General features: G+C 65.3%; 21 protein-coding genes. 13 read left to right on the top strand and 8 right to left on the bottom strand.

Annotated features, from left to right (window positions below; translation table 11 throughout):
- Positions 1 to 192 precede the first annotated feature (192 nt).
- The 3 genes from NA5_RS36805 (at position 193) to NA5_RS36815 (ending at position 3,469) form a co-directional block, all read left to right on the top strand.
- Positions 193 to 1,713: an adenylate/guanylate cyclase domain-containing protein gene (locus NA5_RS36805; RefSeq protein WP_174555317.1), complete on the top strand. Its 1,521-nt coding sequence runs from the start codon at positions 193 to 195 to the stop codon at positions 1,711 to 1,713.
- Positions 1,714 to 1,717: 4 nt separating this feature from the next.
- The gene (locus NA5_RS36810; RefSeq protein ID WP_062993659.1) at positions 1,718 to 2,830 is read left to right on the top strand and encodes a lysylphosphatidylglycerol synthase transmembrane domain-containing protein; all 1,113 of its coding nucleotides are present in this window, start codon (positions 1,718 to 1,720) and stop codon (positions 2,828 to 2,830) included.
- Between the two features lie 267 nt (positions 2,831 to 3,097).
- Positions 3,098 to 3,469: a DUF3054 domain-containing protein gene (locus tag NA5_RS36815; RefSeq protein ID WP_062993660.1), complete on the top strand. Its 372-nt coding sequence runs from the start codon at positions 3,098 to 3,100 to the stop codon at positions 3,467 to 3,469.
- Here the strand turns inward: NA5_RS36815 and NA5_RS36820 are convergent, their stop codons facing one another.
- Positions 3,470 to 5,149 carry an NTF2-like N-terminal transpeptidase domain-containing protein gene (locus NA5_RS36820; protein ID WP_062993661.1) on the bottom strand — a complete coding sequence of 560 codons (1,680 nt, stop codon included), beginning with the start codon at positions 5,147 to 5,149 and terminating at the stop codon, positions 3,470 to 3,472.
- A gap of 415 nt (positions 5,150 to 5,564) precedes the next feature.
- Here NA5_RS36820 and abmR point away from each other — a divergent pair, with 415 nt between their 5' ends.
- Positions 5,565 to 6,146, top strand: coding sequence for an ATP-binding transcription factor AbmR (abmR, locus tag NA5_RS36825; protein ID WP_062993662.1), 582 nt, complete (start codon positions 5,565 to 5,567; stop codon positions 6,144 to 6,146).
- A 24-nt stretch (positions 6,147 to 6,170) separates the two neighbouring features.
- A complete protein-coding gene (gene aroQ / locus NA5_RS36830) occupies positions 6,171 to 6,608 on the top strand; it encodes a type II 3-dehydroquinate dehydratase (protein WP_062993663.1) in 438 nt (145 codons plus the stop codon).
- Positions 6,609 to 6,760: 152 nt separating this feature from the next.
- Here the strand turns inward: aroQ and NA5_RS36835 are convergent, their stop codons facing one another.
- Entirely contained in the window at positions 6,761 to 7,207 is a 447-nt protein-coding gene (locus NA5_RS36835) for a nitroreductase family deazaflavin-dependent oxidoreductase (RefSeq protein ID WP_062993664.1), read from the bottom strand.
- A 186-nt stretch (positions 7,208 to 7,393) separates the two neighbouring features.
- Between NA5_RS36835 and NA5_RS36840 the strand changes: the two genes are divergently transcribed.
- Both NA5_RS36840 and NA5_RS36845 read left to right on the top strand, forming a co-directional pair.
- Positions 7,394 to 7,903: a nitroreductase/quinone reductase family protein gene (locus NA5_RS36840; protein ID WP_062993665.1), complete on the top strand. Its 510-nt coding sequence runs from the start codon at positions 7,394 to 7,396 to the stop codon at positions 7,901 to 7,903.
- Between the two features lie 41 nt (positions 7,904 to 7,944).
- Complete coding sequence (locus NA5_RS36845; protein WP_062993675.1) at positions 7,945 to 9,066, top strand: glycerate kinase; 1,122 nt, start codon at positions 7,945 to 7,947, stop codon at positions 9,064 to 9,066.
- Positions 9,067 to 9,216: 150 nt separating this feature from the next.
- On the opposite strand, the gene NA5_RS36850 is transcribed toward NA5_RS36845, so the two are convergent.
- The gene (locus NA5_RS36850; protein WP_062993666.1) at positions 9,217 to 9,567 is read right to left on the bottom strand and encodes a winged helix-turn-helix transcriptional regulator; all 351 of its coding nucleotides are present in this window, start codon (positions 9,565 to 9,567) and stop codon (positions 9,217 to 9,219) included.
- Positions 9,568 to 9,712: 145 nt separating this feature from the next.
- Between NA5_RS36850 and NA5_RS36855 the strand changes: the two genes are divergently transcribed.
- A complete protein-coding gene (locus tag NA5_RS36855) occupies positions 9,713 to 10,588 on the top strand; it encodes an NAD(P)-dependent oxidoreductase (RefSeq protein WP_062993676.1) in 876 nt (291 codons plus the stop codon).
- 31 nt (positions 10,589 to 10,619) lie between these two features.
- Here NA5_RS36855 and NA5_RS36860 read toward each other — a convergent pair whose 3' ends face one another.
- The 3 genes from NA5_RS36860 to NA5_RS36870 are packed head-to-tail and all read right to left on the bottom strand — an operon-like array spanning position 10,620 to position 12,638.
- Positions 10,620 to 10,874, bottom strand: a complete 255-nt coding sequence (locus NA5_RS36860; RefSeq protein WP_062993667.1) for a helix-turn-helix transcriptional regulator — start codon at positions 10,872 to 10,874, stop codon at positions 10,620 to 10,622.
- Positions 10,864 to 11,715 carry an ABC transporter permease gene (locus tag NA5_RS36865; protein ID WP_062993668.1) on the bottom strand — a complete coding sequence of 284 codons (852 nt, stop codon included), beginning with the start codon at positions 11,713 to 11,715 and terminating at the stop codon, positions 10,864 to 10,866. The genes NA5_RS36860 and NA5_RS36865 overlap by 11 nt, the downstream gene beginning before the upstream one ends.
- Entirely contained in the window at positions 11,712 to 12,638 is a 927-nt protein-coding gene (locus tag NA5_RS36870) for an ABC transporter ATP-binding protein (protein ID WP_062993677.1), read from the bottom strand. The genes NA5_RS36865 and NA5_RS36870 overlap by 4 nt, the downstream gene beginning before the upstream one ends.
- Before the next feature lie 159 nt (positions 12,639 to 12,797).
- On the opposite strand from NA5_RS36870, the gene NA5_RS36875 reads away from it, so the two are divergent.
- Positions 12,798 to 13,589, top strand: coding sequence for an ArsR/SmtB family transcription factor (locus NA5_RS36875; protein ID WP_062993669.1), 792 nt, complete (start codon positions 12,798 to 12,800; stop codon positions 13,587 to 13,589).
- 59 nt (positions 13,590 to 13,648) lie between these two features.
- Here NA5_RS36875 and NA5_RS36880 read toward each other — a convergent pair whose 3' ends face one another.
- A complete protein-coding gene (locus NA5_RS36880; RefSeq protein WP_062993678.1) occupies positions 13,649 to 15,241 on the bottom strand; it encodes an alpha/beta hydrolase in 1,593 nt (530 codons plus the stop codon).
- 150 nt (positions 15,242 to 15,391) lie between these two features.
- Between NA5_RS36880 and NA5_RS36885 the strand changes: the two genes are divergently transcribed.
- Positions 15,392 to 15,703 carry a GNAT family N-acetyltransferase gene (locus tag NA5_RS36885; protein ID WP_062993670.1) on the top strand — a complete coding sequence of 104 codons (312 nt, stop codon included), beginning with the start codon at positions 15,392 to 15,394 and terminating at the stop codon, positions 15,701 to 15,703.
- Between the two features lies 1 nt (position 15,704).
- Here the strand turns inward: NA5_RS36885 and NA5_RS36890 are convergent, their stop codons facing one another.
- On the bottom strand, positions 15,705 to 16,466 hold the full coding sequence (locus NA5_RS36890) for a 1-acyl-sn-glycerol-3-phosphate acyltransferase (RefSeq protein WP_062993671.1): 762 nt from the start codon (positions 16,464 to 16,466) through the stop codon (positions 15,705 to 15,707).
- A 115-nt stretch (positions 16,467 to 16,581) separates the two neighbouring features.
- Between NA5_RS36890 and NA5_RS36895 the strand changes: the two genes are divergently transcribed.
- The 3 genes from NA5_RS36895 to NA5_RS36905 form a co-directional block, all read left to right on the top strand.
- Entirely contained in the window at positions 16,582 to 17,226 is a 645-nt protein-coding gene (locus NA5_RS36895; protein ID WP_084484702.1) for a YqgE/AlgH family protein, read from the top strand.
- Positions 17,227 to 17,408: 182 nt separating this feature from the next.
- Positions 17,409 to 17,918: a sigma-70 family RNA polymerase sigma factor gene (locus tag NA5_RS36900; protein ID WP_062993672.1), complete on the top strand. Its 510-nt coding sequence runs from the start codon at positions 17,409 to 17,411 to the stop codon at positions 17,916 to 17,918.
- On the top strand, positions 17,915 to 18,204 hold a 290-nt coding region (locus NA5_RS36905; RefSeq protein ID WP_174555316.1), incomplete at its 3' end, for an anti-sigma factor family protein. The genes NA5_RS36900 and NA5_RS36905, both read left to right, overlap by 4 nt.

Raw genomic sequence — 18,204 nt, forward strand, 5'->3', positions numbered from 1 at the left:
GGCGGAAACTCGGACGAACGGGTGTACAGAATCAGCAGCCGACCGCGCAGCAGTGGCTTTTCCGAGAGCACTAACTTTCTGGCCGGTCACCTCCGCGAGCCTAATGGCCGCAGAGCGCCGCGGACATGCTCAGATGAGCCGAACGCTAGATTGGTCAACGTGTCAGCGCCCTTGGAAGCGGTCAAACAGACCATGCGAACGCGCTGGCCGCTGTACCTGACATCGATGCTGTTGGCCAATGCCTTCGGCGCGGTCCTGGTGTGGGCGTTCATCCAATATGGACTCCCGGTTCCCGAGGGTGAGGCGGCCGGTGCGCGACGCACCGGCCTGCTGATTCCCGCTCTGGTTTTCACCACCGGCGGTTTGCTGAGCTTGGCCGCTTCGGCGCTCATGCTGCGTCCGGTGATGCGCTGGCAGATGCGCGGTGGGCCGCCGAGCCACCAAGAACAGATGGCCGCACTGCACGCACCGCTGCGCCAGGCGATCCTGCATCTGGTGTTGTGGTTGATCGGCGGCGCCATCCTGGCGGCCACCATCATCGTGGACGCGCCGGAGCTGGCGGGCGCGGTCATCGTCACCGAATGTATGGCCGCGACGATCGTCTTCGGTTTCACCTACATGCTCGGCGAACGGATTCTGCGCCCGGTCGCCGCCGAGGCCCTCACCGAGGGATCGTTCGACCACACGCTGACCCCGGGCGTCGGCACCAGAATGGGAATGACCTGGGGGATGGGCACCTTCGCCCCCACCATCGCCATTGTGCTGCTGTGCGTCACCCAGATCTCCTCGGATGTGAAGTTCTCCGCACAGTCGCTGGCCATCTCGATTCTGCTGCTCTGCGGTGTGGTGATCATGCAGGCGCTGGCGCTATCGATGCTGACCGGCTCCAGCATCTCCGACCCGATCCGCCAGCTCAGCCAGGCCATCGACCGGGTGCAGGAAGGCGCCCGCGACGTGCAGGTCGAGGTGTTCGACGGCAGTGAGATCGGACTGCTGCAGGTCGGCTTCAACCGCATGATGGAAGAGGCCGCCAAGCGTCGTCAGCTGCAGGAACTCTTCGGCCAGCATGTCGGCGAGGAGGTGGCGCAGCGCGCACTCGACTACGGCACCGAACTCGGCGGTGAGACCCGATTTGTGGCGGTGCTGTTCGTCGATATGGTCGGCTCCACCGCGACCGCCGCCGAGCGACCGCCGACCGAGGTGGTCAGTCTGCTCAACGAGTTCTTCCGGATCGTGGTCGACGTCATCGATCGCCATCACGGTTTCGTCAATAAATTCGTCGGCGACGCCGCGTTGGCGATTTTCGGCGCGCCGCTGGATCGCCCGGACGCGCCGACCGCCGCCCTGGCCGCCGCCCGTGAACTGCGCGAAGCACTGCGCGAGGTGCCCGGACTCGATATCGGCATCGGAGTTTCGGCGGGCTTGGCCGTCGCCGGGAATATCGGCGCCGCAAACCGTTTCGAATACACCGTGATCGGCGATCCGGTGAACGAGGCATCACGCCTGACCGAACTGGCCAAGGATCAACCCGGCCGCGTACTCGCCTCGGGCAGCGCGCTGTATTTCGCCGATGAAAGCGAGCAGGACTTTTGGCTGACGGGCGAGGAAGTCCAGTTGCGCGGGCGCAGACGAAAGACCAGGTTGGCCTGGCCGAAGGACGGGACAGATCCGCAGGTCGATGCGGACAGCGAAGTAGTCGGTTCGTTAGGCTGACCTCGTGACGGCCAATGGGGAACTAGCTGGCGATCCTGCTCCGCGGCCGTCCGACGACCCCACCGACAGACCGGCGACACGTAGTCGTCGGAGCATATTCCGCTTGCTCAAATGGATCGCGGGCATCGCCCTGCTGGCATTGCTGATCGGCGAGGGTTACTACCTCTGGCCACGATTGCACGATTCCTGGAATAAGCTCACCGAAGTTCATTGGGGCTGGGTCGCCGCCTGTATCTGGATGCAGGCATTGTCGATGAGCGGATTCGGCCGGGTGCAGAAACAACTGCTGCATGCGGGCGGTGTCGAGGTCCGCCAGCACAAATCCGTCGCCGTTGTCTACGGCGCCACCGCGATGTCGGTAACACTGCCCGCCGGACAGGTGTTCTCCACCACCTTCACCTATCGCCAGACCCGTCGATGGGGCGCGAATCCGATCGTCGCCTCCTGGCAGTTGGTGATGTCCGGTGTGATCGCGACCGCCGGACTCGCACTGCTCGGCGTCGGTGGTGCACTGCTGGTGGGCGACCGGGTCGGGCCGTTCAAGCTCATATTGTCGCTGGCCGGTGTGATCGCGCTGGTGTGGGCGGGCAACCACCTGTCGAAAAATCCGGGCGCGCTGGAGACGGTGCTGCGCCGCGGGCTCGCGCTGCTCAACCGGATCCGCAAACGCCCCACCAAGCAAGGCATGAACAAGATCGCCGATATGCTCTCGCAGCTGGAATCGGTGGACCTCGGCAAGCGCGATGGGGCAATGGTCGCGGGGTGGGCGCTGGTGCACCGCTTCGCGGACGTGGGCTGTCTCGGCGCCGCTTGCTACGCGGTTGGTGCCGATCCGAAGCTGGCCGGGCTGCTGATCGCATTCACCGTTGGCAAGGCCGTCGGCTCGATCCCGTTCGCGCCCGGCGGCATCGTCTACGTCGACGCGACACTCATCTACGGTCTCACCGCGGGCGCGACGCTACCCGCCTCCCAGGCCGTCGCCGCCGCCTTCGTCTACCGCCTGGTGAGCTTCGTCCTGGTCGCGATCATCGGCTGGATCGTCTTCGCCTTCCTCTTCCGCAGACCCCAGGCCGATGATGCCGAATTCGAGAAGGAATTCGAACAGCGCCGGCTGTGACTTTGGCAGCGCCTGCGGCGCTGCGTGTTCGCGGCCCCCTGGTGTCTCGCGTCCGAGCCGTCGAGACTCGCGCCTGCGGCGCATGCGCTTCGACGACTCGGACGCGAGACGGGCCGCGAACGGGTCGCTCGTAAGTCTCGCTCCGTGGTGGTCGGCAATGTGCGCATGTTCCGAAGCCGATGTACACCAGGCGAGATTGGTCAGCCAGCTACTGGCGGCAGGTGTGGCGTCCCCGTGGCCTGCGGGCGCACCACTACGCTGACCGACGTGAGAAAACTGGTGCCGTTGGTGGTGGACGCACTGCTGGTGATGTTGTTCTGCGCGATCGGGCGGCGCAGTCATGACGAGGCGGTACTCACCGGACTGCTGAAGACGGTGTGGCCGTTCGCGATCGGGCTCGCGATCGGCTGGGTGGTCGCGGTCGCCGTGGCCAGCCGGGTGCGGGGGCAGGCTGCGCCCTTCGACGGAACTACCCTGTGGCCCACTGGAATTCTGGTCTGGCTCGGCACGCTGTGCGGCGGCATGCTGCTGCGCGCGGTCGCCGGTCAGGGCACGGCGTTCAGTTTCATCATTGTCGCGGCGTGTGTGCTCGCGCTGTTCCTGCTCGGCTGGCGTGCGGCCGTGCGGGCCATCAACTGATCACGGTTCCGGATGGGCCAGCGATTGGAACAACCTGGCCGCCATCCGCGCTGTCGCATCGCCGCTGTCGGCATCGTTGATGTGGATCGCCAACGCCAGATCCCCGGCATTCGCGATGAGCCAACCGTCATTGCCCGCGGTGGCCATGAATCCGATGACATCGCGATAGGGCCGCAGCGGCGCGAATTCCGGTCGGCCCGCTCCGTCACGCAACATCGCGCGCAGCCGCTCGGTCAGTTCCGGTGACATCTCGGGGACCTGCGCGTCCGTGGTGCTCGGGTGTCCGGCCTCGATCATCGGCGGCGGCACCTGCCCGCGGGCGATGGCGGCCGCGGCGATCGCCATGCCGAATGGGCTGGCCAGCACCGCGTCCGTGCCACCGCCCTGGCGCACCTGCTCGGCACTGCGCCCCGCCACCGCGACCCGGCCGGTCACCTCATCCAATCCCGGTACCTTGTAATCGACGCCGACGCCGAGATTCGGCGCGGATTCGGCCGCATCCTGCACCGAAACGTCCTGCGGTGCCTTGCTCTTCAGCACCGCGGCGACATTGCGGAACAGATCGATATTGGTGCCGACCGGATAGAGCCCGGTGAACGCGACCGGACCGTGCTCACTGGCCTGCGTATTCTGTGCGACCGCGAGTACTGCGCCGCTGGACGGCTGGATCGCCACGATCGATGCTGGCGTCCCGACACTCACCACCGCATCCTCGGCGGCACGCTGCAGGCGCTGATCCATGGTTGCCGCGATATCCGGACCGGGCGGTCCCTGATAACCAGCGATCTGGCCGACGAAACGTCCGTCCTGTTCGAAGATCTGCACACCCCAACCGGCGTGCTGGTCCTGGCTGTCCTGCCACACCTTGCGCAGCGCGTCCAGCATCGGCGACCAGGTCCGGCGGTCGGCGGAGATCAGCCGCGGCTGCTTCTCCATGACCACGCCGGGCACTCGGGCCAGCGCGGATTCCAGGATGGCGAAATCGGGTTCGCGCAGATTCACCGCGATGATCGGTTTCCCCTGCGAGGTCGACAGCTGCTGCATCAGCGACGGTCCGGTGATCAGCGGCGCGACCGGTGCGATCGCCTTGGCCAGCGCGTCGGTCGAGGCCACCGGATCGGTCGTCTTGGCGGGATCGAGCTTGATCACATTGATGACCTGCTCGGTCATCAGCGCATCGCCGACGATGTCCTTGACCCGCGGTGGCGGGGTCGGCATGGTGCGCACGAGCCGGACTGTGCGGTTGTGGTCAAGTTGCGGCATGACCACGGCGGGATCCCAGGAGATGCGCCAGCCGATCGCCAACTTCCGCACATTGCCCTGCAGGCTGTATTTCCAGGTCTTGTTCTCGCCGAAGTTCCAGGCGACATCCATGCTGAACATGCCCGCCTCGCGGTCCAGGTCGATGAACTGCGTTTTCTGGTAGTCGACCTTGCCCGGCTGCAATCCGGCGAACATTTGTTTCAGCGTTGCGGATGCGGCCGTGGGATAAGAGGTGAGTTCCGCGGCCTTGGCGTAATTCTGCTCGTCCAGCAGTGCGGTGAAGCGATCGACAACGGACTCGGCCTCATTGCGCTTCGCATCGGAACCACACGCCCCGAGTGCGATAGCCAGCGCCACCACCCCCGCGAGTGCGATTGCGCCCCGGACGCGATAGCGGCGGGATCCCCACACATCCATGTCGCCCACTCTTTACTCTTGTCACTCCAGCAACAAGACAACCGTACCTGAAAATAGCTGCCCGCCGCGCCACGCCAGCCGGACGTTACCCATTCTCAGCATCTCCAATTGTGCCCGAAGCCGGTGCATCGGTTGGTCGATCATGGTCGTTCCCCGGTCTCGTCGCGACACCCGGCGCCGCAACCGTACCGGCCGGAACGCGAAGTTGTCATAAAACGGCGCACGTCGGCGTTTCGGCGGGCCGCATTGCGGTTTCGGTCGCGCAGGGCCTCGTTGACCAGCACACACCTTTGTTCGGCGTACCCGCACGGCCCGCGAGCGAAACCGTTCGCACAGAGCGGAACCATGCGCACGATTTGCGACGTAATCTTGTAATCAATGAAATACAGGCACCACAGTAAGTAGGTGATTCTCAATGAGGCACGCGCATCGGGGACGAGGCTTCGGACGACCAGGCGGCTGGCAGCAGGCCGATCTACCGGATCCCGCGGACGCCCCCGACTGGTTCGCTGGACGGTTGCCGAGCGACTGGTTCGCCGGACCGCCCGTCATCGAAATCGACCGGGACGAGATCGTGGTTATCGGTGAGCTCCCGGCACAGGTATCGGAAACCGAAGACACTTCCGCCGAGGAGGTCCCCGCCGCGACGAAGGAGGGCGCCGTCGCCCGCTTCCGCGAGACCACCCGCCCGGCCCGCATGCAGATCGCGAACGAGGCCCAGCGTCGCTACGGACGCAGCGTCGCCTGGGGCGTTTCGGTGGACGGCGAACGAATTATGTTCACGCATTTGGCGGTTCCGGTGATGACGCGACTGCGGCAGCCGGAGCGCAAGGTGCTCGACACGCTGGTCGATTCCGGTGTGGCGCGCTCGCGGGCGGATGCACTCGCGTGGACGGTGAAGCTGGCGGGCAAGCATGCGGAGGCTTGGCTCGAGGAGTTGCGCACCGCCATGCAGAAGGTGGACGACCTGCGCTCGGAAGGTCCGCAGGGTCTCTGAGCACGGCGGGCTAGGGTCTAAGCCATGTCGACACCTGGTCCGATCCTGGTTATCAACGGCCCGAACCTCAATATGCTCGGCACCCGCCAGCCGGAGGTCTACGGGTCGGCCACCCTCGACGATGTCGTCGCATTGTGCCGACAAACCGCCGCCCGGTACGGCCGCGAGATCGATGCGTTCCAGTCGAATTCCGAAGGAGCGCTGATCGATCGGATCCACCGGGCGCGCGGCGTCGAATCGGGCATTGTCATCAATCCCGGTGGGCTAACGCATACTTCGGTCGCGCTGCGTGATGCGCTGGTGATTCCGGAACTCCCGATCGTCGAGGTGCACATCAGCAATGTGCACGCACGCGAGGAATTCCGGCATCACTCCTACATCTCCCCCATCGCCACCGCGGTGGTGGCCGGAATGGGAATCCACGGCTATGCCGCGGCCATTGAATTCCTGATCCATCGCTAGCCGCCCTGTTCCACCGAACGTAGTCGAATGATGGTCGCCCACGCCGAATTCGACTGCCATATCACCGACGCTCGGCGAGCTGCCGGAGGCAGCAATCTGGACGCGGCGCTCACGGCTGCTTGCAGGTCGCTCATGCGGAACAGGTTGTCGCACTAGACGAGTCGGAAGACTGGGAAGCCCGGTGCGATCTCGGTCAGTTCGGCGTCGGTGGCGTCCTTGGTGACACCCTCGAAGAACTTGCCGACCTCCCAGCCCCACTTCTGCAGGTAGAGCCGCAGCAGCGGCACCTTGTCCGCATCGGCCACTTCGGTCGCCGTGAACGCCTCGACCTTGCGCCCCAGCCGCAGTTCACCATCGCCCGCGACACGCAGGTTCCGCACCCACTGGGTGTGGCCACGCGGGGCGACCAGGTAACGCGTGCCATCGGCATCGGTCATCAAATTGACCATGGTGGTGCGCCATTCGCCACTCTTGCGTCCGCGCACGGCCAACAAGCGCGACCCCATAACGCTGATGCCGAGGCGCGGCAGCCAGTTGGCAATCTTGTTCATGATCGGGTCGATGCCGGTGGGGGCGAGGTAGCGGGTGCTGGCGTCCATTTCCTACTCCTTTGTGAGCACTGCTCTCTGTTGAGATCAGTGTTCCACACCGGTTAGCACCAAGTCAAGAGCACTGCTCTCTTTTGTTCCGAAGCGCAGGCTCGGCGGTATTCAGCGATGACGCGGTGCGGGGCGGGTAGCGAAGACTACCGATTTCTTGTCGGTGCCTACCGGCATACTCGGCCCATGAGTGAATCCGAATCGGCAGCCGCACATCGCGATACGGGCGCGATCACCTCGTTCGACGATCCGGACGCCCCGTGGAATCAGAAGTTCACCGAGGAGAGCATCGGCGAATGGAATGGCGGTGTCATCGCCGAATTCCGGCAGAACCGCGGCAAGGTCGGCGGTGCATACGCGGGTGGCACCCTGCTGCTGCTCACCACCACCGGGGCGAAGAGCGGTAAGCAGCACGTGGTCCCGCTCGGCGCGCTCTATCGCGACGAGACGCTGTACGTCAGCTCCTTCATCGAGGACCGCTACCCCGCCTGTTACCACAACATCAAGGCGAACCCGGAGGTCACCGTCGAGCTGGGCGGCAAGACCCACTCCGCCACCGGGCGGGCCCTGGATGGAGCCGATTACGAGGAGTTCGCCAGCTGGGTATTCGCCAACAATCCGCTGCTGGCGGACTACCAGTCGAAGGTCGAACGCCCACTACCACTGGTAATCCTCACCCTCGGCGAGGAGCGCTGAGCCGACGTGCGGCCGGGGGAAGCACCCCCGACAATGTGGAGATGACATCCGCGCCCCGGGTGGTGATCGCCCCGGACAAATTCAAGGGCTCGCTGACCGCGCCCGAGGTGGCGGTCGCGCTGGCGGCAGGCATTACGCGCGCCTGTCCGGAGGTCGAGGTCCGGCAGGTGCCGGTCGCGGATGGTGGTGACGGGACCGTCGACGCATTCGTCGCGGCGGGCTGGGAGCGGGTCGAGATTGATGCGCCCGGGCCGACAGGGGCGGCTGATTCCGCCGCTTATGCGGTGCACGGAACTACGGCCGTGATCGAGTTGGCTGCGGCGGTCGGGCTGACGAAACTTCCAGGGGGACGATTCGACCCGCGCGGAGCGCACACCTATGGGCTCGGTGTCGTCATCGCGGACGCGCTGGATCGCGGGGTGACCGATATCGTCCTCGGGTTGGGCGGCAGCGCCTCCACCGATGGTGGGGCGGGCATGTTGCAGGCCCTTGGTGCCCGGATTCTGGATGCGGATGGCGCTGAATTATCCACGGGGGGAGCGGTTTTGGTGCGGGCTGCGCAATTGGATCGCACCGGATTGCATCCACGGATCGCGTCGGCGAACTTCACCCTGGCCTGCGATGTCGACAACCCACTGCTCGGCTCGACCGGCGCGGTCGCGGTGTATGCGCCGCAGAAGGGTGCGACGCCGTCGGATCTGCCCATTCTCGAAGCAGCACTGACGAATTGGGCCGCCGTCGTCGCACCGGAATTCGCTGAGGTTCCCGGAGCGGGTGCGGCGGGCGGCACCGGGTTCGGCGCGCTCGCGGTGCTCGGCGCACAGGTTCGTAGCGGCATCGAGGTCGTGCTCGAACTCCTGGATTTTCCAACACTTCTCGACGGAGCCACCCTGGTCGTCACCGGCGAGGGCGCCCTCGATACGCAGAGTCTGCACGGCAAGGCTCCGATCGGTGTCTGCCAGGTCGCGCGCAAGGCGGGGATACCGGTGGTGGCCGCCGTCGGCCGATCGCAGTTGCCGCGCGAGGAGATTCGCGCGGCAGGTTTCACCGCCTGCTACGCCCTCGCTGATTTGGAGCCGGACCCCGCTCGTTCGATCGCCGATGCGGCACAACTACTCGCCCGCGTCGGCGAGCAAATAGGCGTCGACAACCTGCGGAATTGACTTCGCGAGTCCCTGGCGCCACGCGCTCGAGTACATCGGGCTACTGCCGCGCACAGGCTCTCGTTCCGCGCGGTTCTCGTGCCGCGCACGTCTTAGACCGGCGAATTCGTGCACGTCGCGAGCAGAGGTGCGCGGCGCCGTCCGCACGCCCTAGCCTGCGGCCGCAAGCAGATTGCCGACCAGTTCGTCGCGGTGCTTATCGCCCCAGGCTTCGAGCGGGCGCAGGGCGACTTCGAGTTCCGCACCGAGTGGTGTGAGCGAGTATTCGACGCGCGGCGGCACCTCGGGGAAGACCTCACGACGCACCACACCGCTGGCCTCGAGGTGGCGCAGATTCTCCGCGAGCACCTTTTCGCTGACGCCGGTGAGCAGTTTGCGGATCTGCCCGAAGCGCTGTGGGCCCGCGGCGAGCACCCACATCAGATGCAGCTTCCATTTGCCGCCGACGACATCGATCGCCACCGACATGCCGCACACATCGTGATCCGCGTCACCGCGCATACCCACCGCACTCCTTCTGACCTGAATTCGAACCTCGAGGTAAGCAACCACACCTCAACGTTCGGTCTTCCCGACCCTACCTGCGACAACGACCATGGATATCGGCGCCGACAACCCGATCGAACGAGAACCGAAGGGACACACAATGTCCGAGCAGAACACCGCAGTCTCCGTCGTCGGCCTCGGTCCGATGGGCCAGACCATGGTCCGGGCCTTCCTGGCCGCCGGTATCGAGGTGACGGTCTGGAACCGCAGCAGTGAAAAGGTCGACGCCATGGTCGCACTCGGCGCGAAGCGGGCCGCCACGGTCGCCGACGCGCTCGACGCCAATGCGGTGACCGTGCTCAGCCTCACCCACTACGCCGCCATGTACGACGTACTGGGCCAGGCCACCGACCATTTGCCGGGCAAGGTGATCGCCAACCTTTCCTCGGATTCACCGGAGAAGGCGCGCAAGGGCGCCGAGTGGGTGCGTTCGCACGGTGCGGAATTCATTTCCGGCGGCGTCATGTCGGCGGGCGACAATATCGCCCATCCGGCGTCGTACATCTTCTACAGCGGACCGAAAGAGGTGTTCGACGCGCACGCCGAACTGCTGCGTCCGCTGAGCCCACAGGAGTACCTGGGAGCCGATGACGGTCTCGCGCAGGTCTTCTACCAGGCGCTTTTGACCATCTTCCATCCTTGGCTGCTGGCCTTCGACCAGGCGACCGCGGTCATCGAACGTTCCGGCCACAGCATCGCCCAGTTCATCCCGTTCGCCGTCCGCTCGAATGCCGCATTTCCCTACTTCATGGAGACACATTCGGTGGCAAATCAGAACGGCGGTTGGGCGAGCCTGGCCAGTCTCAAAATGATGGATGCCGGTGCACAGCACATCATCGATGCCAGCGAAGAGGTCGGCGTCGATTCGACGCTCTCACATACCGCACAAGCCTTCTGGCGTAGGGCCGTTGCAGCCAGCGAGGAGCAGGGCAGGGCCGTATCCACCTACGCGTTGATGCTCGGCGATCGTCCGTGACACGGTCCGCATATGTCGAATCGCGATCAATCTAATCCCCTGTGGCCCTGGCCGATTCGGCAGAGCCGAGCCGCGGAAACGGGTTGATCGCGAATACGACCTCCACCGCCACCTCGAAATACGCCGCGATCCGCAATGCGAGATGCAGGCTCGGACTGTATTCGCCGCGTTCGAGGTAACCGATCGTCTGATAGTGCACGCCGAGCGCTTCGGCAAGCTCCCGGCGGGAGATGCCGCGCTCGGCCCGCAACATGGCGATGCGGTTGTAGATGACCTCAGTAGGCACGCTGAATCGCCTTCTCGCGGCGCGCCGCCACGTTCGACCCGGACTCGCGACGTGCCATCCTACGCAGCACGATCGGCGCGAGCAGCAGCCCGACCACCGCCCAGACGCCCAGCACGGCGATGGTTTCCAGATGCCGCCAGGAATGGCCGAGTTCGATGGCGACCGCATCGCCAGGCAGCATCGCCGAACGCATGCCGAGCCCGACCCAGTAGACGGGGAACACCTGCGCGACGCCCTGCAGCCAGCCCGGCATCGAGGTGATCGGGTAGAAGACGCCGGAGATCGCGACGATGCCCATGATCGGCAGCGAGACGAAACCGATATTGCGCGGGTTACTGAACAGCGATCCGAGCACCGCGCCGATCGGCATGGTGGCGAGCATGCCGAGTGCCACGACGCCGATCAGGCCGAGCCAGGAACCGGCGCTGCCCATCGCCGTGCCGTCGACCAGGAAGAGCCCCGGAATCAGCACGATCACGAATGGGATGACCACCCAGCCCGCCGTGGTGACGATCTTGCCGATCAGATAGCCGACCATGCCGTTCGGAGTTGCCTTGGCGCGCAACAATGTTCCGTCTTCGCGTTCCAAGGTCAGCATCTGGGCGATGCCGAACATGCCGTTGAAAGCGACCAGCATGCCGAGGATGCTCGGCAGGGCCAGCGAGCCGAGCGCGAAACCGCTCGCCTCGAAGGTCGCATCGCGCATGAAGAACAGCACGATGACCATGGCGACCGGCCAGAAGAGCATGCCCCACAGATCCTGCACATTGGTGAGCGACTGCCGTATTTCGATCAGTCCGCGCCGGGTTCCGGCCCGCACGGCGGCATCGATCGGGTTCATCGCGCGACCTCCTCCAGTGAATGCACCTCGGTTTCGAGCCTGCCGGACTCGTATTGCTGAACCAGCGCCATATACGTGTCCTCCAGCGAGGCGCGGCGCACCTCGAGTTCACCGATCTCGTCGCCGTGCTGCTTGAACAGTTCGTAGACGAACTCGGTGGACTCGGCGGTGGTGTGCACGAATCGTTGTCCATCGTGGGTCCAACGGATTTCGGCCTCGCCCGCGATGCGGCGCGATAGTTCGTCGGCCGAGCCGTCGGCGATGATGCGGCCACCGGCCAGGATCATGATGCGGTCGGCGAGCTTCTCGGCCTCGTCGAGATCGTGGGTGGTGAGCAGGATGGTGGTCCGGTCGTCGGCGAGTTTGTGGACCAGATCGTGGAATTCGCGGCGCGCCTGTGGGTCGAAGCCCGCGGTCGGTTCGTCGAGGAACAGCAGTTCGGGGCGGCCGACGATGCCGATCGCGACGTCCATGCGACGACGCTGCCCGCCGGACAGCGATCCGATCTTGCTGTTCGCCTGCTCGGTCAGTCCGACGGCGGCAATGAGTTCGTCGGTGTCCCAAGGCCGGTGGATCTTATCCGTGCCGTATGGGGCGTAGTACGAGCCGAGATGTGAAAGTAGTTCGCGCACACGCCATTTGGCGTGATCGCGCCATGACTGCAGGACGACGCCGAGTCGCGCCCGCCAGGCCTCGTTGCCGTGTGCCGGATCCACACCGAGCACCTCGACGCGGCCCGCGGAGCGCATGCGGAAGCCCTCCAGAATTTCGATGGTCGTGGTTTTGCCCGCACCATTCGGGCCGAGGAGTACCAACACTTCGCCCGGCCGGGCTTGGAACGTCACGTCGTGCAGGACGTCGGTGGTGCCATACCGCATCCGCAATTTCTCGACGTCGAGCAGGACGCCGTCACCCATGGTCATCTCATCCTCCCGTTGTGAGATCGGGACGATCCGTAGCATATCTACTATATTGCGCCGCGACAATGCTGTTCCTTACCCGCGTTCGATTGACATGCAGCCAAACAGCTGCCTATCGTGTAAATATGCAGTCGAACGGCTGCATATCACGAAGAAGGTGGCATGGACGAGGTATTCCGGGCGCTCGCCGATCCGAGCCGCAGAAGGCTGCTCGACAGCCTCAACGCGCGCAACGGCCAGACCCTGCGCGAACTGTGCGCCGAACTGGATATGGCCCGCCAATCGGTGAGCAAGCACCTCGCGATCCTCGAGTCCGCGAACTTGATCACCACGCGCCGCAGCGGCCGCGAAAAACTGCACTACCTCAATGCCGAACCCATCAACGCCATCGCCGACCGCTGGATCACCCGCTACCACCGCGCCCGAGTGCATGTATTGGCCGACCTGAAACAAGCATTGGAGACAAACCCCATGAGTGACAACGCATTCGTCTACACCACCTACATCAAGACGACGCCGGAGCGACTCTGGCAGGCCCTTACCGACCCTGCCTTCACCAACCGCTACTGGGGCGCCAGCTTCGACACCGATTGGCGGCCGGGGTCGGAAATGGTGTGGCACCAACGCGATTGGACCAGCAAGGACCCGAAACAGGTGGTCCTGGAGGCAGATCCGTATACCCGACTGTCCTACACCTGGCACACCTTCGACCCCGCCTTCGCCACCACCTTCGAAATGAATCCCGAAGACGTGGCGGCCTGGGCCAGCGAGCCCCGTTCCAAGGTGACCTTCGAAATCGAACCCCACGGCGAAACCGTCGAACTGACTGTCATCCATGACGGTTTCGAACCCGGCAGTGCCGTCCTGGCCGGGATCAGCGGCGGTTGGCCGAGCATCTTGTCCAACCTCAAAACCCTGTTGGAGACCGGCGAGACGCTGCCGGAACCGGCTTAGCGGCGCAGGGCTGCGATGCGGCCGGTAGCCGACCCCAACCGCTGCCGCTGAACACAGGACTACGGCAACGGTGCCTGATCCGCGTGGTCGATGGTGACCTGACCGGTGCGCAGATAGGTCAGCACGGCATCGTCGACGGCGGTGTTGCCGCGACCGAATGCCCCGTGGTCGCCGCCCTCCACCGTGACCAGCGATCCGCCGAGTGCCTGTGCCATGGCCGGTCCGCCCGCATAGGCGGTCAACGCGTCCCAGCGACTCTGCAGCAGCAGGGGCCGGGTGCGCAGATCCTTTCCGGTGATCGGCACCGGCTCGACCACCGGTTTCCAACTGCCGCATGCGCTTCCGGAGCGGACCAGATCGGCGCGGGCATCCATGGCATTGCCGCCGGTGGCGATGGTGGCGATGGCGGAGCCGATCAGCTCGTAGCGACCGGGCACATTGTTCTCGTTGCAGGTGATGGCCGAGAAGACGAAGCGACCGGTGGGGTCGGTGCTGGTCGCGCCCTCGATGGCGAGCAGCTGGCGGACGTTCTTCGGATCGATATTGGCCTCGGCCATCGCCCTGGCGAAGCTCGGCCAGAAGGTGCGAGTGTAGGTGGCGACCGCGGTCGCACCGACCAGCGGCACCTGCGCGGAGGCACCGCCGGTAACCAGCAGGCGCACCAGATTCTGCACCTTGCCCGTCTGTTCCACACTGTCGTTGAAACCGTCGCGGGCGATTTCGGCGAGTGGTTCGGGCAGCGCGCCGGGCAGGTCGGCGACGCTCGCGGGCGGCGGAGTGAGGTTGGCATACCAGCCCCCGCCCTGGTCGGCGACCAGCCGCACCCAGTTCTGGTAGACCTGCAGCGCGGTATCACCGAGGCCGTAATCGCCGCTGTGCTCGGCGATCCAGGAAAACAGATCGTCGAGCCGCTGCTTGCCCGCGACCTGCTGTTGCGCGAATTCCTCGGTCCACACCCACTCGGGATTGACGTTGGAGTCCAACACCATTCGATCCACCCGACTCGGGAACAACGACGCGTATACCGCGCCGAGGTAGGTGCCGTAGGACGTACCGAGATAACTGATCCGATCCACGCCGAGCGCGGTGCGTACCTCGTCCAGATCACGCGCGGTGCTCTCGGTGGTGATGGTGTCGAGGTAGCCGGGCAGTGCCGCGTCGCAGGCCTTCTTGATATCGTCGCGGTTACCTCCGCCCAGCGAAACTTGCTCGCCCTCAGTGGATTTCGAGGCCGCCGCGGTGGAATCGCAACGCAGCGGCGTGGCCCAGCGCAGTCCGCGCGGCTGCACCGCGATCCGGTCGTAATGCTCGTTGAGTTCGGCGGGCATCGAATCGATCCGACGGGCCCAGTAATCGAGGGCATCCGCACCGGGTCCACCCGGATTCGCGACGATCACGCCTCGACGCTCCCCGGTCGCGGCGATCCGGCTGACGGTGAGTTCGATGCGCGCACCGTCGGGATCGGCGTAATTCATCGGGACGGAGATCACCGCGCACTGCACACCGCGGCCCTCGGTCACCGACGAGTCCGGGCAGGCGCCGAAGGATGCCGCGGGTGCGGCCTCGGCCCAACCCGTCACGATCGATCCGCTGATCAGGCTCGCGGCGGCGAGAGTAACCAGCGCTCGGGGAAAACCTGGCGTCCTCATCATCTTCGTACCTCCGCCGGGCCCATCGCGGTATTCGACGCGACCATGAGCATTCTGGTCAGCCGGGGACGCGCGGACAAGTCGAGCGGCGATCGGATTGCGATCGGTATTGCGGTGCACAGCGATCCACACCCACCGGAGTAGCGTCGAGCCATGTCGACTGAGGTCCGCAACAACTTCGCGCTGGAACGCTTCGAGATCTTCGTCGACGGTGCCATCGCTGGCTACGCCGAATATCAGGACACCGCCGCCGAACGGGCCTTCGTCCATACCGAGATCGATCCGAGGCACGAAGGCCGGGGCTGCGGCCGGGTTCTGGTGCAGGCGGCATTGAACGCCTCGGGTCAGGAAGGTTTCGGCATTCTGCCGATGTGCCCGATGGTGCGTCACGTCGTCGAATCGCGACCGGAATACATCGCGATGGTTCCGCAGTGGGCGCGCCAGAAGCTCGGCCTGCCGCTGTAGGTCAGTACGCGGCGACGGCTCCGTCGAGCGCCAGCTGTAGATCCGTGCGCACCAGCCGGGCGATCTCCGCGGGTTTGGTCGGCAGTTCGGTGATCGGCACCCCGAAATAGAAGCTGGCCGACTTGGCCTCCTCCTTGGTCACCGGCACACTCGGATCTGGTCGCTTCCCATAGCTCAAACCCATGCTGACCAGCACCGGCTTCGCGCCCAGCTTCATCGCGCGGAATGCGATGTGCCCGATCCCGCTGCCCACCGGCTGCACCTCGGTGTGGTCGACCATATTGCAGGTGCCCTCCGGAAAGACCGCGATGCCGTCGCCGTCGGCCATCCGCTCCGCGCAGATATCCATCATTCGCTGCCCGGCCGCATTCACCGCGCGCAGGCCGTGGTCCTTACCGCGGAATACCGGGATCCCGCCCATCATGTCGATCTTGCGGCGCTGGTCGGGTTCGAGGAACAACTCGTCCTTGGCCAGCACCCGAACTCGCCCGATGACCGAACGCAATTCGCTGCGCCAGGCCGCGGCGGCGACGGTGTACGGATCGGATTCAGAGAGGTGGTTGAGCGCGACGAGCAGTGGCCTGCGCTGGCGAATCACCTGGCGCAGCAGCTTTCGCGCACCCTCGGCATAGGTGACGTGCGGATGGTATCGACGCCCGAGAATGGCGTAGGCACCCAAAGCCTTGATGCGGTTCTGCTGGTGGCTGCGATAGAAGTCGTACACAGTGTCAGCGTTGTCGAGGAGGACCTCGGGCCGTTCCATGGCCACACCCTAACCGGTCTGTTTCGGGGTGATCGAGGTCCCGTCCACCCTCGGTTCGGGAATCCGCCACGCCGCTTGACCGACGAACCGCCCGCGCCAGTGCGATGATGTCGGTGTGGCACGCGGAGATGACCCGGACGATCGGAAAACTCGCGGCGGACACGGTGACCGCAGGCGACGCGATTTCCGGCAGGGCGAGCAGGTGGTGCGCGCAGGCACCCTGCTGGTGTCGGCGACCGAACTGGTCGAGCCGACCTTCCGGCGCACCGTCGTGTACATCATCGAGCACAACGAGGCGGGCAGCCTCGGCGTCGTGCTCAACCGCCCGAGCGATACCGCGGTGCACGAGGTGCTGCCGCGCTGGTCCGAGGCGGCCGCCGCACCGCGCACGCTCTTCATCGGCGGCCCGGTCAAGCGGGATGCGGCGCTATGTCTCGGCACTGTCCGGGTCGGCGCGTCGATCACGGGCGTGCGCGGACTGCGCCGCATCGATGGCCGCGTGGTGCTCGTCGATCTCGACGCGGACCCGGATCAGATCACTCCGCTGATCGAGGGCCTGCGGATCTTCGCGGGCTACGCGGGCTGGACCTTCGGCCAACTCGAAGGCGAATTGCAGAACAACGACTGGATCGTGCTGTCCGCGCTGCCGTCGGATCCGATCAGCACCGGCCGCCCCGATCTGTGGGCCCACGTACTACGCCGCCAGCCGCTGCCGCTATCTCTGCTCGCGACGCATCCGATTGAACTGGAACGCAACTAGGGACGTGGTTTGCATGAAGGAGGAAATACCGACATGCAAAGAGACACGTGATCTGGTGCGTACATGGGTAACTCGCCGGGTACGCCCAGAAGCCCATCACCCCGACTACCGCCCGCCCGCGACGATTCCGAGGCACCCCCGGACGATCGACAAAACGCGGAGAGGCGGGGAGCAGGTGACGAATGCCCGAAGAACAAGCCGAGCTGATGCGGGTTCTGTATCAGGAACATGCTTCGGCGCTCTGGCGATACACGCTCGGTTTGGTTCGCGATCCAGGTCGAGCCGAGGACATCGTGCAAGAGACATTGTTGCGGGCGTGGCAGCGCCCGAACGTGCTCGATCAATCGACGACATCGGCACGGGCGTGGCTGTTCACGGTCGCGCGCAATCTCGCCGTGGATGAGCACCGCAGCGCCCGCAACCGGCGCGAATTCCGAACCGACAAACCGCCCGAGCAGGCCGCACCGGATCAGGCCGACCGGGCCCTGGACGGGTGGCTGGTCGCGGACGCGTTGAACAGGCTCAGCGGCGATCATCGCGAGGTGATCGTGCGTGCCTACTATCGAGGACTTTCCACCCACCAGATCGCCGAGGAACTCGATATCCCGGCGGGCACGGTGAAATCTCGCATGCACTACGGCATGCGGGCGCTACGGCTGGCACTACAGGAGATGGGGGTGACGAATCAATGACGGATATCGCCGACGACTACTCGACGTGGGATGCACCGTACATTCTCGGCTCCCTGTCCCGCATCGAAAGGCGGGAGTACGAAGAGCATCTGGCGGGCTGCCCGGTCTGCCGGGCGGCGGTGGCCGACCTCGCCGGACTCCCTGGTCTGCTCGCCATGGTCGAGCCCGACACCGCGCTCGCCATGATCGAGCCGCCGGAGCCGACCGCGGCCGAGGCGGGGCCTCCCGCACAGCTGTTGCCCCGGCTCGCCGACGCGGCCGAGAAGCGCAGGCGACGCAGCCGGTG

It is taken from the genome of Nocardia anaemiae NBRC 100462 (assembly GCF_001612725.1).
GTDB classification, from domain to species: Bacteria; Actinomycetota; Actinomycetes; order Mycobacteriales; family Mycobacteriaceae; genus Nocardia; species Nocardia anaemiae.

What these genes read in the sequence shown, in the direction of transcription:
- NA5_RS36805 (WP_174555317.1), top strand. Translation starts at nt 193, where the DNA reads ATGCGAACGCGCTGGCCGCTGTACCTGACATCGATGCTGTTGGCCAAT.
- NA5_RS36820 (WP_062993661.1), bottom strand. Translation starts at nt 5,149, where the DNA reads ATGGATGTGTGGGGATCCCGCCGCTATCGCGTCCGGGGCGCAATCGCA.
- abmR (WP_062993662.1), top strand. Translation starts at nt 5,565, where the DNA reads ATGAGGCACGCGCATCGGGGACGAGGCTTCGGACGACCAGGCGGCTGG.
- aroQ (WP_062993663.1), top strand. Translation starts at nt 6,171, where the DNA reads ATGTCGACACCTGGTCCGATCCTGGTTATCAACGGCCCGAACCTCAAT.
- NA5_RS36835 (WP_062993664.1), bottom strand. Translation starts at nt 7,207, where the DNA reads ATGGACGCCAGCACCCGCTACCTCGCCCCCACCGGCATCGACCCGATC.
- NA5_RS36840 (WP_062993665.1), top strand. Translation starts at nt 7,394, where the DNA reads ATGAGTGAATCCGAATCGGCAGCCGCACATCGCGATACGGGCGCGATC.
- NA5_RS36845 (WP_062993675.1), top strand. Translation starts at nt 7,945, where the DNA reads ATGACATCCGCGCCCCGGGTGGTGATCGCCCCGGACAAATTCAAGGGC.
- NA5_RS36850 (WP_062993666.1), bottom strand. Translation starts at nt 9,567, where the DNA reads ATGCGCGGTGACGCGGATCACGATGTGTGCGGCATGTCGGTGGCGATC.
- NA5_RS36855 (WP_062993676.1), top strand. Translation starts at nt 9,713, where the DNA reads ATGTCCGAGCAGAACACCGCAGTCTCCGTCGTCGGCCTCGGTCCGATG.
- NA5_RS36865 (WP_062993668.1), bottom strand. Translation starts at nt 11,715, where the DNA reads ATGAACCCGATCGATGCCGCCGTGCGGGCCGGAACCCGGCGCGGACTG.
- NA5_RS36870 (WP_062993677.1), bottom strand. Translation starts at nt 12,638, where the DNA reads ATGACCATGGGTGACGGCGTCCTGCTCGACGTCGAGAAATTGCGGATG.
- NA5_RS36875 (WP_062993669.1), top strand. Translation starts at nt 12,798, where the DNA reads ATGGACGAGGTATTCCGGGCGCTCGCCGATCCGAGCCGCAGAAGGCTG.
- NA5_RS36880 (WP_062993678.1), bottom strand. Translation starts at nt 15,241, where the DNA reads ATGATGAGGACGCCAGGTTTTCCCCGAGCGCTGGTTACTCTCGCCGCC.
- NA5_RS36885 (WP_062993670.1), top strand. Translation starts at nt 15,392, where the DNA reads ATGTCGACTGAGGTCCGCAACAACTTCGCGCTGGAACGCTTCGAGATC.
- NA5_RS36890 (WP_062993671.1), bottom strand. Translation starts at nt 16,466, where the DNA reads ATGGAACGGCCCGAGGTCCTCCTCGACAACGCTGACACTGTGTACGAC.
- NA5_RS36900 (WP_062993672.1), top strand. Translation starts at nt 17,409, where the DNA reads ATGCCCGAAGAACAAGCCGAGCTGATGCGGGTTCTGTATCAGGAACAT.